A 16,440-nucleotide genomic window follows, 5' to 3' on the forward strand; every position below is an offset into this window, starting at 1 on the left:
AGATCGACGGCTGAGGACCTCGCCCTGACCGGCCGCCTGTGCTCGTGGTGGAGGCGGCCGGTTCGCGGGCGGTGTCAGGCCGGGACGCTGGACACGTCGCGCTCGTAGAAGCGGTGTCCCGCCACCGCCTCGGTGAAGGGCCGGCTGATGTCGTCCCCGACGATCACCCCCACGTCGTTGGGCAGGCCGGCCGCCTCCACGAGTTGCCGGCCCGAGCCCACGGCGCCGATGGCCTTGCCGTGCTTGAATGCCTCCAGGACGAAGAAGCGGGCCTGGCCCGTCGCCGCCAAGGCCGCCCCGTCCGCCGCCACCACCGCGTCGTAGAGGACCGAGCCGGCCGCGCTGAGCCGGCGGTCCACCGGGAGGTCCCCGACCGTGCCCTCGTCCGGGGCGACGATCTCACAGATCGCCCCCTGTGACTCCAGCGCCTGGCGCAGGCCGGAGACGGCGGTGGCGTCGGTGCCGTCGGCCATGAGGATGGCGATCTTCCGGGTGGCGATGCCGCGGGGCTGGCCGGTCATGCTGAGGGCCGGCGAGGTGTTCGAGTGGACCTGGCCGCCGCCGGGCGTGGGCAGGCCGAGGCCCTTGGCCACCTGCGCGCCCAGGTCGGGGTGGATCTTGCCGAGGTGGGCGAGCACGCCCTCCTTGATGGGCCGGCGCTCCACGTGCCCGAGCTCGAACAGGAACGCGGCCACGATGTGCTGCTTCTCCCAGTCCGCCATGCTGTTCCAGAACAGGGTGGCCTGGCTGTAGTGGTCGGAGAAGCTGGGGCTGCGCATGCGGATCTTCGCGCCTTCCACCTTCTCCTGGTAGTGCTGGTAGCCGTCCCCGGGCTTCGGGCGGTTGCCGCTGATGCTGTTGGGGGAGTAGCTGGTCTGCGACTCGTGGATCTGGTGCTGGTGGAAGCCGTCGCGCTGGTCGTTGCGTACCTCGTTGACGGGCCGGTTGACCGGGATCTGCGTGAAGTTGGGGCCGCCCAGGCGCAGGAGCTGGGTGTCGAGGTAGGAGAAGTTCCGGGCCTGCAGCATCGGGTCGTTGGTGAAGTCGATGCCGGGCACGACGTTGGCGGTGTGGAAGGCCACCTGCTCGGTCTCGGCGAAGAAGTTCTGCGGGTTGCGGTTGAGGGTCATCCTGCCGATGGGCCGCAGCGGCACCTGCTCCTCGGGAATGATCTTCGTGGCGTCGAGCAGGTCGAAGTCGAAGTCGTGCTCGCGCGACTCGGGCACGAGCTGCACGCACAGCTCGTACTCGGGGAAGGCGCCGCGCTCGATCGCCTCCCACAGGTCGCGGCGGTTGAAGTCGGGGTCGTTGCCCTGGATGCGCAGCACCTCCTCCCACACCAGCGAGTACGTCCCCAGCACCGGCCGCCAGTGCCACTTGACGAACGTCCCCTGCCCCGAGGCGTTCACCAGCCGGAACGTGTGCACCCCGAAGCCCTGCATCATCCGGTAGCTGCGCGGGATCGCCCGGTCCGACATCAGCCACATGACCATGTGCAGCGACTCCGGCTGGAGCTGGACGAAGTCCCAGAAGGTGTCGTGCGCCGACTGCGCCTGCGGGATCTCGTTGTGCGGCTCCGGCTTGACCGCGTGCACGAAGTCGGGGAACTTGGCGCCGTCCTGGATGAAGAAGACGGGGAAGTTGTTGCCGACGATGTCGAAGTTGCCCTGGGTGGTGTAGAACTTCGTGGCGAAGCCGCGCACGTCGCGTACGGTGTCGGCCGAGCCGCGCGAGCCCGCCACGGTCGAGAAGCGCACGAACGTCGGGGTCTTGACCGAGGTGTCGTTCAGGAACGCGGCGGAGGTGAGGTCGGTGAGCGGCTCGTACAGCTCGAACACCCCGTACGCGCCCGAGCCCCTGGCGTGCACCACCCGCTCCGGGATGCGCTCGTGGTCGAAGCGCGTCATCTTTTCCCGGAAGTGGAAGTCCTCCATGAGGGTGGGGCCGCGGGTGCCCGCCTTGAGCGAGTTGTCCGTGTCGTCGACCGGCACGCCCTGATCCGTGGTCATGGCGTGGTCGTCCAGCGGCACGCGGTACTCGTCGAGCTGGCGGTCTTTCGCGTCGCGCTCTGGTTGCATGAAAAAATCCCCCTTGCAGGTGTTCGTCCGGTGGTCACCTATGCCCGGATGGACACGGTGAAACAGGGCTTTTCGAGCAGGGGGATCGATGATCAAGGCTGTGGTGTTCGACGTCGGCGAGACGCTCATCGACGAGACGCGCATCTGGTCGCGCTGGGCCGACCGGCTCGGGGTGAGCAGATTCGTGCTCATGGGCGCGCTCGGCGGCATGGCGGCACTCGACCGCCCGCACGGCGACGCCTTCCGCCTCGTACGCCCCGGCTTCGACCTGCGTGCGGAGGAGGCCGCCTGGGAACGCGACGAGCCCGGCGGCCTGCGCAACCACTTCGACGCCGACGACCTCTATCCCGACGTGCGCGAGGCCCTGGCCGCCCTCCGCGCCGCCGGATACCAGGTCATCGTCGCCGGCAACCAGCCGAAGCGGGCCTACGACGCGCTGCTGGCGATGGACCTGCCGGCCGACTCCCTGCACACCTCCGAGGGATGGGGCGTGGCCAAGCCGGACCAGGGGTTCTTCGCCAAGGTCGCCGCGGTCGCCGGGCGGGAACCGGCCGAGATCCTGTACGTGGGCGACCGGCTCGACAACGACGTGCTGCCGGCCGCCAGGGCGGGCATGCGTACGGCGCTGCTGCGCCGCGGCCCCTGGGGCTACCTGCACGCCGAGCGCCCGCAAGCAGAGGCCGCCGACGTGATCGCCGACGACCTGCACGCCCTCTTGCCCGCCCTGCGGCGGCTCGGCTGACGGTCTCATTCGGGGTCGATGCGAACGGCGCGATCCTCCGCCGACAGATCGTCGGCCGACTCGTAGTCGACGCCGATCTCCTCGTCCTCCGTGTCGGGCCCGAGCCCCTCGTCCGGTTGAACCAACTGGTGCTTGGGGCGCGGCTCGCGGAGCTTCTCGGGCGCCTCCCGCCGTAGCCGCTCGTCCAGGGAGTCACGGTGCTGCGGGTCGTCAGGCACGATCTCGTGACGCATGCCGAGGTCGTCGTTCCACTCCTCGACCTCGATCTCCTGCTCGTCGCTGTAGCCGTACCGGTCCGGAGGTTGTTCGGTCATACGCGGACCCCTACCCCAGGATCAGACCGAAATCCTAGGACTTGGCATCCCTAGGGCCTGGGTGAACTCTTCCTTGTCCATCGGGCGTCCATCGGGCCGTTCATCGGAGGCTCAGCGGCCGATCGCCGCGCCGACCAGGGAGCGCGGGTCGGCCGCCCCGGCCAGCATTCCGTCCGCGCGCACGTCGATCAGGTGCGCGTGGCCGAACGAGCCCCCGTACGGCAGGGCCGCCACCCGGTGCCCGAGCGCCGCCAGGCCGTCGGCCCAGGCCGAGCCCTCCTCCAGGTCGAGGACCGCGTCGTCGGGGGAGTCCCAGGTGTCGAACCCGGTGCCGCCGGTGCCCAGCCGCCAGCGTCGCGCGGAGATCGCCTGCCCCGGCTCCTCGCCGTGCCGCAGCAGCCGGGTGATGACCTGCAGCAGGATCTGGGGCTGCGCGTCGCCGCCCATCGTGCCCACCACCGACCTGAGCGTGCCGTCGGGACGGGTGATCAGCGCGGGCGTCAGCGTGTGGGGCGGGCGGCGGCCGGGGCCGTATTCGGCCGGGTGGCCGGGCCTGAGGGAGAAGCCGATGCCGCGGTTGTGGAGGTTGATCCCGGTACGGGGCTCGAACACCATGCTCCCGAACCCGGACGCGTTCGACTGGATGAGCGACACGCCCATGCCGTCGCCGTCCACCGCGCACAGGTACGTCGTGTCGCCCCGCTCGCTCAGCCCGCGCAGCCGCAGCCGGGACCGCGGGTCGATCAGCGCCCGCCGCCGCGCGATCTCGGCGGGGTCGAGCAGGTCCTTGGCGGTCTCGTGCAGCACGTCGAGCCGGTCGTGCCCGGCGACCCTGGCGGCCTCGGCCAGCAGGTGGGCCCAGGCGGGGTGCTGCGGGGAGCCGGGCAGCCGCAGGCCGTCGGCGATGCCGAGCGACATCAGCAGCAGATAGCCCTGGGAGTTGGGCGGCATCGACCAGACGTCGTGGCCGAACGCGCGGACCCTGAGCGGCTCGGCCCAGTCGGCGCCCGGCGCGGCCAGGTCGGCCTCGGTGTATTCGCCCGCGCCCACCTCGATCAGGCCCTGGCCGAACTCGCCCAGGTAGAAGCCGTCCCTGCCGTGCTCGGCCACGGCCCGCAGCGCGCGGGCCAGGCCGGGCCTGGTCACGCGGTCGCCCGCGGCGCGTACCCCGGCGAAGTCGCCGCCGCCGGGACGGCGGGCCGCGTTCATGGCGCCGGCCACCATCAGCGGCGAGGCGGGGAACCCGTCGCGGGCCAGCCGGATCGCCGGCCCGAGCAGGTCGGCCATGGCAAGGCGGCCGTGGCGGCCGTGCAGCGCGAGCCAGCCGTCCACGCAGCCGGGCACCGGCACCGACCTGATGTCGTGCAGGTGCGGCATGCGCGTGTGGCCTTCGGCCCGCAGACGCGCGGGATCGGCACCGGAGCCCGCCCGGCCGGAGGCGTTCAGCGCCGTGACCTCGCCGTCGTGGACGAGGGCGAACAGGTCGCCGCCCAGGCCGCACATGTGCGGGGCGACGACGGACAGCACGGCGTTGGCGGCGACGGCCGCGTCCGCGGCCGACCCGCCCCGGTCGAGCATCGCCAGCCCGGCCGCCGAGGCCAGGTGATCGACGCTGCACACCATTCCGGAGGGCGCGTATCTGGTGTTGTGCACGTCCAAGAGCGTACGCGCGCCCGCCGGGTCAGGCGTTCTCGAGCCGCGTCCGCGGCCGGACCGCCTGCCTCATCGTCCGGCCCGAGAGCCGGGCCAGCGCCATGGCCGCGAGCAGCGCGGCCGCCACGCACGCCACGCCGCCGGCCTGCAGCGCGACGTGCGGGCCGAGGGTGTCGCTGAACCAGCCGAGCAGCGGCCCGCCGAGGGCTCCGGCGCCCGCGCTGACGATGGACAGCGCCGCGATGACCCGGCCGCGCATCGTCTCGGGGCTGTCGAGCTGCGCCCGCGCGGAGACGGTGGTGTCGAGGGCCACCGCGCCGGCCGCGATCGGCAGCATCATGGCGGCGAACGTCCACAACGACGGCATCAGCCCGCTCAGGGCCTGCGCCACCCCGGTCACGAAGGCCATGATCAGCAGCAGCCGGATCGTCAGGTGGGGTCGGGTGGCGGCGAGGAGGCCGCCCAGCACCGTGCCGACGGCGAAGACCGTGGACAGCAGGCCGTACCCGCCCGCGCCCGCCTCCAGGGGTCCGGCGCTCATGGCGGCCATCGTGACCTGGTAGTTGCGGCCGACGCTGCCCGAGACGAACCACAGCGCCAGGATCACCAGCAGCCAGGGGGTGCGCAGGACGTAGCGCAGGCCGTCGAGCACGGCGCCCGGCTGCCGCTCGGACGCGGCCAGCGCGTGGAACTCCGCGCGCCGCATGGCCGCCACGGCCGCGATCACCACGAAGAAGCTGGCGGCGTTGATGACGAAGAGGCCGCCGTTGCCGGTGAAGGGCAGCAGCGCGCCGGCCAGGCTCATGCCGAGGATGCGGCCCGAGGAGTTCAGGATCGAGCCGAGCGCCATCGCGTTCGGCAGGTCGGCGGGCGGCACCACCTCGGCGCCGAAGCGGCCGAGCGCGGGCCCGCCCAGCGCGGTGACCACGCCGCCGGCCAGCGCCACCCCGTAGATGGGCAGGATCGACCGGACGTCCGTCAGCGCGATCACGGCCAGCGCGGCGGCGAGCGCGGCCTGAGCCACCTGCGCGGCGATCACCACGGGCCGGCTCGGCAGCCGGTCGGCCAGCGCTCCGCCCCACATGCCCAGCAGCATCGTGGGCAGGGCCTGCATGACGAGGCTCAGCCCGACGCCGGCCGCCGAGCCCGTCATCGTGAGGATGAGCCAGTTGACGCCCAGCACCTGCATCCAGGTGCCGGTCACGGAGACGATGTCGGCTCCCGCCCAGAGCCGGTAATTGTGATGACGCAGGGCTCTGAACGTGGAGGAGGAGAGAGACAAAACCGATCCTTGCCTTGACGATGCACCGGGGGGTCAACACGCTCCTCCGGAAGCAGGATTCCGGCCTGACCGGAATGTGAGGCAAGACACGGTTTAAAACCGGCTCAGACGAGTTCCATCGGCTGGTCGCGGCTGACCAGCGCCGCGTAGTGGCCGCCCCGCGCCATCAGCTCGTCGTGGGTGCCGCGCTCGGCGATGCGCCCGTGGTCGAGTACGACGATCTGGTCCGCGTCGCGGACGGTGGACAGGCGGTGGGCGATGGTGATCGTCGTACGCCCCCGCGCCAGCGTGTCGAGCGCCTCCTGCACGGCCCGCTCGGTCTGCGTGTCCAGGGAGCTGGTGGCCTCGTCGAGGATCAGCACCGGCGGGTCGCGCAGCAGCGTACGGGCGATGGCCAGGCGCTGCTTCTCGCCCCCCGAGAACCGGTAGCCGCGCTCGCCCACCACCGTGTCGTAGCCGTCGGGCAGCGCGTCGATGTGGTCGTGGATGCGCGCCGCCCGCGCGGCCTGCGCCAGCTCCTCGTCCGTGGCCGAGGGCCGGGCGAAGCGCAGGTTGTCGGCGATCGAGGCGTGGAACAGGTAGGTCTCCTGCGACACCACGCCGACCGCGTCGCTCAGCGTGTCGAACGTCAGCTCCCGGACGTCCACCCCGTCGATCGTGACCCGCCCGCCGGTGACGTCGTAGAGCCGGGGGAGCAGGTAGCTGAGCGTGGTCTTGCCCGAGCCGGTCTCGCCCACGATGGCCAGGCTGGTGCCGGCCGGCACGGTGAGGTCGACGCCGGTGAGGGCAGGGGCCTCGCCGTAGGAGAAGTCGACGTGGTCGAAGCGGACCTCGCCGCGTACGTCGTCCAGGGTCCGCGTGCCCGGGTGGATGTCGACCGGCAGGTCCAGATACTCGAAGATCCGCCCGAACAGCGCCATCGAGACCTGCACCTCGACGCCCAGCCGCAGCAGCGAGACCGCCGGCCGGAACAGGGCGGCCTGCAGCGTCGTGAACGCCACCAGCGTGCCCACCGAGATCGAGCCGGTGTGCCCGACCGCCCAGTAGATCATCGCGGGCATCGCGGCCATGACGAACTGGATGGTCGACTGCCGCCAGCGCCCCGCCATGCCGGCCTGCACGCCCAGCTCGGCCAGTTCGTCGGAGGCCCGGCCGAAGCGCCTGGTCTGCTCGGCGGAGCGGCCCATGGTGCGGCCCAGCAGAATGCCGCTGATCGACAGCGACTCCTGGACCATGGAGGCGATGGTGGCCAGCTTGCGCTGCCGTTCGGTGGTGATGCGCTTGCGCTCCGCGCCGACCTTGCGGCTGAGCCACACGAACACCGGCAGCAGCAGGAGCGAGACCACGGTCAGCCGCCAGTCGAGCGCCAGCATGGCGACGATCGTGGCGATCACGGTGGTGAGGTTGGAGATGATGGCGGCGGCGGTCGTCGTGACGACGGACTGCATGCCGCCGATGTCGTTCGCGATGCGCGACTGCACCTCGCCGGTCCTGGTCCTGGTGAAGAACGCCAGCGACATGCGCTGCAGGTGCCCGTAGAGCGCGATGCGCAGGTCGTGCATGACCCGCTGGCCCACCGTGGTGGAGACCAGCGTCTGCAGCACGTCGAACACGCTCGTCGTGACCGCCACCGCGATCATGCCCAGGGCCAGCAGCGTGAGCAGCTCGACGTCCCTGGCCGGGATGGCCACGTCGAGCACCTCGCGCAGCAGGAACGGCGAGGCCAGCGACACCAGTGAGGACAGCAGGATGAGGGAGCCGACCATGGCCAGGCGGCCACGGTAGGCGGTGAAGAGTTTGATGATGCGCCCGAGCGGCGCGCGGGGTTCGTCCGCCAAGTGGTGCTCCTTTCAGATGTCCACTCAAACAGAGGTTAACTCATATTTACTCCGGCTAAGCTTGCTGAGTATGGGAGAGATGGAGCTCGCCGAGCTCTTGCACCTGGTCGGCAGGCGGTTGCGGCATGGCTACGTACGGCGGCTGGTGCCGCTCGGGCTCAACCCCGGCCAGGCGCGGGCCCTGTGGGCGCTGGCCGGGGCCGACCGGCCGCTGCGGATGGTGCAACTCGCCGAGCAGCTCCGGATCGTGCCGCGCTCGCTCACCCCCGTGGTGGACGCGCTGGAGGAGGCGGGGCTGGTACGCAGGGAGGTCGATCCGGCCAACCGCCGCTCGACCCTGGTCGTGCTCACCGCCGAGGGCCACGCCCGCTATGAGCGGGCGCGCGACGCGCGCAGGCAGGCGGGGGAGGATCTGTTCGCGGTGCTGTCGGGGGAGCAGCGCGAGCAGCTCGGCGGGCTGCTGAGCCTGGTGGACGAGCAGTTCAGAGTCGGACGGGAGTGACCCGCGCGGCTCGGGCCGTCAGGCGGCGGTGACCACACCGCCGATGACGGTGCCGAGGCAGGGGGGCCGGCCGAGTAGGGCGGCGTACGGATAGCGGCCACGCGCGTCGAAGATCGCGAAGTCGGCGCGGGCGCCGGGGGCGAGCGACCCGATCCGGCCCCGGCCCCGGTCCATTCCCAGCGCCTGGGCCCCGCCCAGGGTGGCCGCCTCGACCAGTCGGCGGTCGAGCGCCCGGGGACGCAGCCCCAGCTCCCGCGCGTGCCGCCGCACCGCCGCCGCCAGCCCGAGCGGCCCTCCGGCGTCGAGCGGGCCGGCGGGCGGCCAGGGCATGTGGCCGCGGGTGCCGAAGGCGACGGTGTTGCCCTCGTCCAGCAGGGCCAGCGCGTCACCGGCGGGCCCGGGGCCGGGCGGGCACAGGGCCACCACGGTCCTGCGCAGCCTGAGCAGCTTGCGCTCGCCCGGGTCCAGCGGCCGGGCGCACACGACGTGGCACAGCGGCCCCAGCACCCCGGCCTCGTCCAGCGCCGCGGGGGAGTGCCGGGTCAGGTCGACCAGCAGCCGCAGCCCGAACGTCCTGGCCAGCACGGCCACGTCCTCCAGCACCTGCGGGTCCGGCGTGTGCGCCGCGATGCCGACCGCGCACGGCCGGTCGACCTCGCGGATCGCGGTGATGACCGCGTCCCGCTCGGTGTCCTCCCACTCCTCCTCGCTCCCGCTGGACACCTCGACGTAGGAGATGCCGGGCGGCGCCGTGGGATCGGCCAGGTCGGAGACGACGCTCGCCCGCGCGGTCACGCCGGGAGCGGTCGTGAAGGCGGTGGCGCAGGCGTCCACCATCCCCGCCACGATCATCCCCTCCCACCGCAGCTCCTCGGAGCCGGGAAAGGAGGAGCACAGCTCCGCCCGCGAGCCCACCCGGAGCACACGATCGCCTCTGACGGCCACGGCGCCGTCGCGCAGCGGGGCGGCGCAGACGGGCAGCACGAGCGGCGCGGAATGGACCACGACGGGCGCGGGCGCACGCCGGCTCTCGACCGTTTTGGCGCGCTTCGCAGACGGCATCAGGACTCCCGTCGGATCTTCCCTTAGCGCATTAAACGTGACGCGGGGATAGGGATGCAATCAGGACGCACTGTGAGAATCCCTAGGTAAGTAGCGCCCGGAGAGCCGCGCCAGCTTGAGGCTGAGGTGCAGGGCGAGCCGCTCGCCGCCGTCCTTCAGATCCGTGCGCGCCAGCTCCTCCACCCGCTGCAACCGGTAGTACAGCGACGTCCGGTGCAGCCGCAGCGCCCGCGACGTGGCCACCGCGCTGCCCGCCAGATCCAGGTACGTCTCCAGCGTCTCCAGCAACGGCAGATACTGCGCGTCCGCCAGCAGCCGCTCGAGCCCCGGATGCAGCTCCTGGTCGGGCAATTGGGTGAGCATCCGGTAGACGCCCAGCCGCGCCCACTCCGCCGTACGCCCCAGCCCCGGCACCCGCGCGGTCACCTCGGCCGCGTGCCTGGCCTCCTGGTACGACCCCGCCGCCTCCGCCAGCGCCGGCCGGCTGCGCCCGACCCCGACCACCACCGGCACCGGCATGGCCGCGTGCAGGTCGTCGGCCGGGACGGGCGGCCCCGCCGTGAGCAGCACCGCGTGGTCGTACCGGACCAGGTGCAGCGGGTGGTGCCCGCTCAGCCGCCGCCGCAGCGCCAGCAGCCCCTGCTCGAGCGCCAGCCGGAGCGCGTCGGTGGGCTCGGCCGTACGCGGCCTGGCCACCTGTACGGTCACCGGCTGCGCCTGCGGGAACGCGCCCGCCTCGATGAGCTGCGTGGCCGCGTCCCGCTCGCCGAGCAGCAGCCCGGTGACCGCCTCCAGTTCCCGGTGCGAGGCGAGCCCGCTGGCCAGGCTCTCGTGGAACAGCGCCACCGCCACGGCCGGGGTGGCCGCCGCCGCCTCGCCGACGTGCGCGCCGGACATGGGCGGGTCCGCGTCGATGAACCACAGGAAGCCGAGCAGGCCGTCGGAGTGGCGTACCGGGACGCAGACGCGCGGCAGCAGCCCCAGATGCGGCGCGCCCTCGGTGCGCAGGGGGCCGGTGGCCTCGTGGATGCCCGCCGCCCGCAGCCACCGCCGCACCTCGGGCGCGGTGTGGCGGCGCAGGATCGAGTCGCGGCGGATGTCGTCCATGGCGCCGCTCTGCTCGCTGTAGGCGACCACGCGTTGCACGTGGTCCTCGAGCAGGAGGGGGCGGTCGAGACGGGCGGCGAGCTCGTCCACGATCCGCTGAAGATCCGCCACGGCCACACCTTCACATGGATGTTTCAACAAATGTCGGAAACGTCAGTACAGGTCTTCCCTACAACTGCTCGGTGATCTCCGTCAATAACGTCTATACCGTCAATCCGTGAACGCCCCGAAGAAGCTGCTCAAGGGTTTACTGGCGGCCATCGTGCTGATCCCGGTGACCCTGCTGGCGACCCCTGCTTCCGCAGCACCCCCCACTGACGATCCCGAGTATCCATGGCGGCAGAACCACTGGCCGCAAACGCAGCCCTGGCAACGCGACGCACGCGCCGACGGCCAGGCCCTGCGCACCCGCCCGCCCGGCGGCATCCAGCCCATCGACCCGCAGAACTGGGAGAACCCCGACCACATGACGTGGGCGGACTACAAGAAGCCGCCCGGCACCTCCTGGAACGACCCCGCGGTGAAGGGGTCGAAGCGCACGTTCAAGGGCGCCCTCGTGCTGCTCGACTACCCGAACCAGGCGTTCGTGGTGACCCAGCCCAAGGGCTCGACGATCTACGCGAACCCGAGCGCCGAGGCCCACGACGTCCCGCGCGAGCAGGTCGCCAAGTTCTACCAGGACTTCCTCAACACCCCGAACGACCTCAACAAGGGGCACACCATCCACGAGTACTGGATGGAGGACTCCGGCGGCCGGTACGGCGTCGACCTGACAGGCTTCGGCCCGTACACGATGCCGGGCAAGGACCACGAGTACGCCATGGAGCCCAACTTCAACGGCACCGAGTCCTGCCCCGCCGGCGACGCGTGCGAGAAGGACCTGCGCGCCGACGGCAACGCCGCCTGGCTGGCCGCCGTCGGCCCCGAGGTGGCCGCGCAGTTCGACTTCGTCTTCTACCTCAGCGCCGGCCAGGACGAGTCGTCCACCTGGCAGGAGTTCGGGATGATGAAGTTCCCCACGAAGGAGGACGTGCCCGACGAGTGGGGCCCGCCGGACCCCGCGCTGCCCAACTGGATCCCGACCCGCTACGTCGAGTGGTCCTCCTGGCAGGCCGGCTCCAACTTCTGGCCCAACGCCCGCTTCGGCGTCGACTCGGTGCAGGCCGAGAGTTCCGGCATGGCGGTCTACGCCCACGAGCTGAGCCACATCATGGGCATCGCCGACAACTACAACAACCCGTACAGCGTGCCGCCCCGACGGGCGTACACCGGCATCTGGGAGATGCTCAGCCGCGGTAGCTTCAACGGCCCCGGCGGCCCGCACTCCCGGTGGCTGATCCCGCCCACCAGCGGCGCGTCCATGGGCGCCCAGCACATGCTCCGCAACAAGATCAAGCTGCAGATGGTGGACGAGCAGAACGTCCTGCGCCTGTCGCGAGAGGCGCTCGACGAGTCCGGCCTGGTCACCGCCAAGGTCGTGGCCCGCACGGTCCAGCCGGGCAAGAACGAGCTCGCCGGCGTCAACATCGCCTTCGACGGTCCTGACAAGAGCTCGTGCCAGTCCGCCGATCCGCTCTGCGACCGCGGTGGCTACGAGAACTACACGGTCGAGGTCGTGGACCGCATGGGCAGCGACTCCTTCACCCCGGACGCCGGCGTCCTGCTGGCCAAGACCAAGAACGAGGACCGGGCCCCGTTCGAGTGGGTGATCGACGCCAATCCGCAGGACATCGGCATGACCGACTACGTGATGCCCGACGGCACCCAGGTGCCGATCACGATCGGCGACTACCGCCAGCTCTCCGACGCCCTCTTCCACGCCGGCACCGACTCCGGCAGCGAGTACGAGTACGTCGACGAGGCCAACCGCCTGCACTTCTACATCACCGACGTGCACCGCAACCGCGACGGCGAGCTCTCCTACAGCGTCGCGATCCGCTCGCTCGACGGCGCCGGCCCGCAGAAGCGCGGCGTCAAGGTGCTCCCCACGGCCGGGATCCCCACCGGCAAGAACCTGTCCACCTGCAAGTTCCCGCTGCTCAACACCGGGAGGAAGGCCCCGGCGCAGGGGCAGCACCCGGAGGACGTCAGCGCCTACCTCAACTCCGACCTCTACCGGCTCAAGGCCGAGGTCCAGGGCAAGGGCTGGACCGCCCAGCTCCCCAACGCGCTGGCCACGGTCGCCTTCGGCAAGCAGTCGCTCGTGTCCGTCAACGCGGTCCGCGCCTCCGGCGGCGACCGGCTGGCCAAGGTGAAGCTCACCGCCACGTCGGAGAGCGACCCGACCAGGACCGTGACGGCCACCTGTCACGTGATCGGCTTTTAGGTGAACGATGGGGTACGGCTGGCGCGAGCCGTACCCCATCGGCTTGAATCACCCCCAAAGGGGGTGTTCGTTGACAGGGGACAACCTGCCGGACAAACCACGACGACGCAGGAGGATGTCGTGGGCCGCGCCCGTTTCGGCGGGGCTGGCCGCCGCCGCGGCGAGCGTGCTGGCGGCGTCGGTGGAGTGGGAGATCCCGCCCGCCGCCAAGATCGGCGTGACCATGGCCGCGGCCGTCCTCGTCGGACTGACCACCTGGGCCACCACCGAGACCCGCCGCCCCAAGCGGCAGGCCCGATTAGAGCCCGGCCCGCTCTTTCCCGACCAGTGGCCGCCCGTTCCCGAGCACTTCACCGGCCGCGCCAAGGCCCTCGCCGAGCTGCGTGAGGTCTTCACCACCCGCCGGAGCTCCTCCGACGTCGCGCCGCCGCTGGTCGTCTCCGTGTACGGCCGGGGCGGCGTCGGCAAGTCGGCCCTGATGACCAGGTTCGGGCAGGAGGTGGCGGGCTGGTTCCCCGACGGCCGTCTCTACGCCGACCTGCGCGGCAGCCTGGACGCCCCGGTACGCCCCGACGAGGTGCTGATCGGGTTCCTGCGCGCGCTGGACGTCCGCCTGACCACCGACCCCGGCGGCCTGGAGGAGCTGCGCAAGCTCTGGCTGACCTGGACCAAGGGCCGCAGGATCCTCATCGGCCTGGACAACGCCCATGACGCCGCCCAGGTCAAGCCCCTGATCCCGGCCGAGCCGGGCTGCGCGGTGCTGGTAACCTCGCGCGCGCCGCTGTTCCTGAACGGCACGCACGACACCCGGCTCGGCGTGTTCAGCGAGGCTCATGGGGTGGAGCTGCTGGCCAGGCTGGCCGGGGGCGCCAGGATCGTCGAGGACCTCGAATCGGCCAAGGAGGTCGTCCGGCTCTGCGACTACCTGCCGCTGGCGATCAACATCTGCGGCGGCCGGCTGGCCACCCGGGAGCAGTGGACGATGCGCGAGATGGCCGGGCGGCTGGCCGACACGCGGCGCCGGCTCGACCAGCTCGAGGTGGCCCAGACGGTGGACAAGAGCGTGCGGGCCTCCGTACAGCTCAGCTACGACGACTGCACCGGCATGCAGCGCCGCCTGCTGCGCCTGCTCAGCGCGCTGACCGCGCCCGACGTGCCCGGCTGGGTGGCCGGGGAACTGCTCGACATCTCCGGGCTCGACGGCGCCGACCAGCTCGAGGCGCTCATCGACGCGCAGCTCGCCGAGTGCTCGGGCACCGACCAGACCGGCGTGATGCGCTACCGGCTGCACGACCTGGTCAGGGTGTTCGCCGCCGAGCTGGCGGACCAGGACGAGGGCGAGCGGCGCACGGCCGCGATCGAGCGCGTGCTCTACGGTTACCGTCGCCGCGCCGAGGAGGCCGCGCAGAACCGCTGGCCGCAGGACTGGAGCAGGGGCGGGCGCCGGTCGAGCGCCGACGGGCAGCTCAAGGCCGGCGACTGGCTCAACGCCGAGCGGCTCTCGTTGCTCGCCATGATCAACCTGGCCCACCAGCTCCGGCTCTGGGAGCTGACGTGGGGGCTGGCCAGGGCGTTCTGCTCGCTGTGCCACTCGCTGCGGGCGTACTGGTCGGACTGGGCGGCCGTCGCGGAGCTCGGCTGCGAGGCCGCCGGGCGCAGCGGCGACCGGCGCTCCCTGGCCATCGCGCTGCTCGACGCCGCCTCCGTGCACGGCGGCCTGGGCCTGCGGGAGCGGGCGCTGGAGGAGGCGGAACGCGCGCTGGGGATCTTCACCGAGCTGGGCGAGTCGTGGTGGGCCGCCAGGACCATGCGCACGGTCGGGATGACGCTGTTCAGCGACGGCCACCTGGACCGGGCGCAGGACTTCCTCATCGGGGCCATCACCGCGTTCAAGGGCGAGGACGACCTGTGGTGGATGGCCCGCACCCAGCGCAACCTGGCCGAGATGCGCATGGCCGAGCGGCGTCCCGAGGAGGCCAGGGAGCTGCTCGAGGACGCCCTGGAGATCTTCAAGCGCGACGGCAACCGCTACTCCGAGGCGCAGACCCTGCGCGTCTACGGGGAGGTGCTGGCGGCGCAGGCGCGCGGCGAGTATCGCGCCGGTGACCACCGGCAGGCCGCCAACCTGTTCACCAGGGCCGGGTTCAGCCTCGACCGGGCCTCCGAGATGTTCAAGCAGCGCGGGGAGCTGTGGGAGGAGGCCCGGTGCCTGCGCGCGGCCGGCGAGGTCGGCGACCCGGCGAACGGGCTGCGCGAGCTGGACTACGTCCGGCGGGCCGAGGCGATCCTGGTCGCGCTCGGCGACTCGTGGGGGGTGGCGCGCAACGCGGTCTCGGCCGGGCGGGCGCTGGCCAGGCTGGAGCGGGTCGAGGAGTCCGAGCTGGAGCTGCGGCGGGCGGTGCGGGGCTTCGAGGAGCTGGAGGACCGGTGGTGGATGGCCAGGAGCCTGCGCTACCTCGGGGAGGCGCACCTGGACGCCGGTGGGCGCGGGGCCGCCGTGGAGCCGCTGGAGCAGGCCAGGGAGATCTACCGCAGCCTCGGTAACGAGGCCGGCATGCGCAGGACCCTGGAGCTCCTGCGGCGGGCCGCGCTCAAGTGAGCGGGCTCCGCAGTAGCTCGCCCGCCGCCTGTCTGGCCTGCAAGATGCTCTCCTCGAACAGCTTGCGCACGTGCGCGGCCTGGTCGGCCAGCTCCCGGATGCGCGCGTGGGCCAGCTCGTCGCGTACGGTCTCGGCGATGAGCTGCTGGTAGTCGGGGGTCCTGGCGGCCAGCGCCTCCAGTCGCATGTGGGCGTGGTAGACCTTGTCGGCCTTGAGCACCTGCTTGGCGTACTTCTCCAGGTGGCGTACCCGCTGCGACAGCGAGGTCCAGGCGGCGTCGAGCGCGCTGGTGTAGGGCTTGAACGCGTCCTCCATGCCGGGCGGCAGCTCACGCGGGATCAGCTTGCCGTGCTCGGCGTGCATGGCCGACAGGCGCCGCAGCCGCTCGCCGATCTGCCAGACCTCCTCCGGCAGCGACACCTGGTTCTCGATGCTGTCGATCAGGCCGGACCTGTGGACCTTGGAGTGCAGGATCGCCTCGACGGCGTTCTGCGCCCGGCGCAGCAGCATCTGACAGGGACGATCGAGGTCCTCCGGCAGGATGTAGCGGTCCGCGTGGGCCTGGGCCAGGCGAAGTCTTCGTTTGGTCGAACGATATGAGCTGTCCAGCGCCATCCATCGGATCAGGACGATCAGTCCGATACCGACACCGGCGACAAAGAATTCGGTCCAGCCGGCCACCAGGAGGATCATCACCAGGAAGCCGGGCAGGACGAACATCAGGGCGGGGTTCTTCGTGGTGTCCATTCGCGCGCCCACTCGGGCCTGGCGGAGAAGGTGCGGGCTCGAGCGCAGCTCGGCCAAGGTCTCCGGGGGCAGCGATGGATCGATCACCAGCCGTGGAGGCAGAGCTCGTGGATCCATACGTTCATGCTGCGTTATGAACCTCGAATCCGCTCATGTTTGGCGGACATATAGGGTCGTAATAATGAGTGA

General features: G+C 71.6%; 12 protein-coding genes. 4 read left to right on the forward strand and 8 right to left on the reverse strand.

Annotated elements, in window-relative coordinates:
- Nucleotides 1–74: 74 nt before the first annotated feature.
- On the reverse strand, nt 75–2,078 hold the full coding sequence (locus AB0I15_RS12415; protein WP_358093765.1) for a catalase: 2,004 nt from the start codon (nt 2,076–2,078) through the stop codon (nt 75–77).
- 88 nt (nt 2,079–2,166) lie between these two features.
- Here AB0I15_RS12415 and AB0I15_RS12420 point away from each other — a divergent pair, with 88 nt between their 5' ends.
- Nucleotides 2,167–2,820 carry an HAD family hydrolase gene (locus tag AB0I15_RS12420; RefSeq protein WP_358093767.1) on the forward strand — a complete coding sequence of 218 codons (654 nt, stop codon included), beginning with the start codon at nt 2,167–2,169 and terminating at the stop codon, nt 2,818–2,820.
- Between the two features lie 5 nt (nt 2,821–2,825).
- Here the strand turns inward: AB0I15_RS12420 and AB0I15_RS12425 are convergent, their stop codons facing one another.
- From AB0I15_RS12425 to AB0I15_RS12440, 4 genes are all read right to left on the reverse strand, one after another.
- A complete protein-coding gene (locus AB0I15_RS12425) occupies nt 2,826–3,134 on the reverse strand; it encodes a DUF5709 domain-containing protein (RefSeq protein ID WP_358093769.1) in 309 nt (102 codons plus the stop codon).
- A gap of 111 nt (nt 3,135–3,245) precedes the next feature.
- Complete coding sequence (locus tag AB0I15_RS12430) at nt 3,246–4,787, reverse strand: gamma-glutamyltransferase (RefSeq protein ID WP_358093770.1); 1,542 nt, start codon at nt 4,785–4,787, stop codon at nt 3,246–3,248.
- A 28-nt stretch (nt 4,788–4,815) separates the two neighbouring features.
- Nucleotides 4,816–6,069, reverse strand: a complete 1,254-nt coding sequence (locus AB0I15_RS12435) for an MFS transporter (RefSeq protein ID WP_358093773.1) — start codon at nt 6,067–6,069, stop codon at nt 4,816–4,818.
- 104 nt (nt 6,070–6,173) lie between these two features.
- Entirely contained in the window at nt 6,174–7,907 is a 1,734-nt protein-coding gene (locus AB0I15_RS12440) for an ABC transporter ATP-binding protein (protein ID WP_358093776.1), read from the reverse strand.
- 70 nt (nt 7,908–7,977) lie between these two features.
- On the opposite strand from AB0I15_RS12440, the gene AB0I15_RS12445 reads away from it, so the two are divergent.
- On the forward strand, nt 7,978–8,409 hold the full coding sequence (locus AB0I15_RS12445) for a MarR family transcriptional regulator (protein ID WP_358093778.1): 432 nt from the start codon (nt 7,978–7,980) through the stop codon (nt 8,407–8,409).
- An 18-nt stretch (nt 8,410–8,427) separates the two neighbouring features.
- Here AB0I15_RS12445 and AB0I15_RS12450 read toward each other — a convergent pair whose 3' ends face one another.
- Both AB0I15_RS12450 and AB0I15_RS12455 read right to left on the reverse strand, forming a co-directional pair.
- The gene (locus AB0I15_RS12450; RefSeq protein WP_358093781.1) at nt 8,428–9,471 is read right to left on the reverse strand and encodes an amidohydrolase family protein; all 1,044 of its coding nucleotides are present in this window, start codon (nt 9,469–9,471) and stop codon (nt 8,428–8,430) included.
- Nucleotides 9,472–9,531: 60 nt separating this feature from the next.
- Complete coding sequence (locus AB0I15_RS12455; protein WP_358093784.1) at nt 9,532–10,689, reverse strand: helix-turn-helix domain-containing protein; 1,158 nt, start codon at nt 10,687–10,689, stop codon at nt 9,532–9,534.
- Nucleotides 10,690–10,795: 106 nt separating this feature from the next.
- On the opposite strand from AB0I15_RS12455, the gene AB0I15_RS12460 reads away from it, so the two are divergent.
- On the forward strand, nt 10,796–12,904 hold the full coding sequence (locus tag AB0I15_RS12460) for a M6 family metalloprotease domain-containing protein (RefSeq protein WP_358093787.1): 2,109 nt from the start codon (nt 10,796–10,798) through the stop codon (nt 12,902–12,904).
- Between the two features lie 70 nt (nt 12,905–12,974).
- Nucleotides 12,975–15,503 carry a tetratricopeptide repeat protein gene (locus tag AB0I15_RS12465; RefSeq protein ID WP_358093790.1) on the forward strand — a complete coding sequence of 843 codons (2,529 nt, stop codon included), beginning with the start codon at nt 12,975–12,977 and terminating at the stop codon, nt 15,501–15,503.
- Here AB0I15_RS12465 and AB0I15_RS12470 read toward each other — a convergent pair.
- A complete protein-coding gene (locus AB0I15_RS12470; protein ID WP_358093793.1) occupies nt 15,496–16,368 on the reverse strand; it encodes a hypothetical protein in 873 nt (290 codons plus the stop codon). The two genes, AB0I15_RS12465 and AB0I15_RS12470, sit on opposite strands and share 8 nt — an antisense overlap.
- Nucleotides 16,369–16,440: the final 72 nt, after the last annotated feature.

It is taken from the genome of Nonomuraea sp. NPDC050643 (assembly GCF_040654715.1).
Taxonomy (GTDB): domain Bacteria; phylum Actinomycetota; class Actinomycetes; order Streptosporangiales; family Streptosporangiaceae; genus Nonomuraea.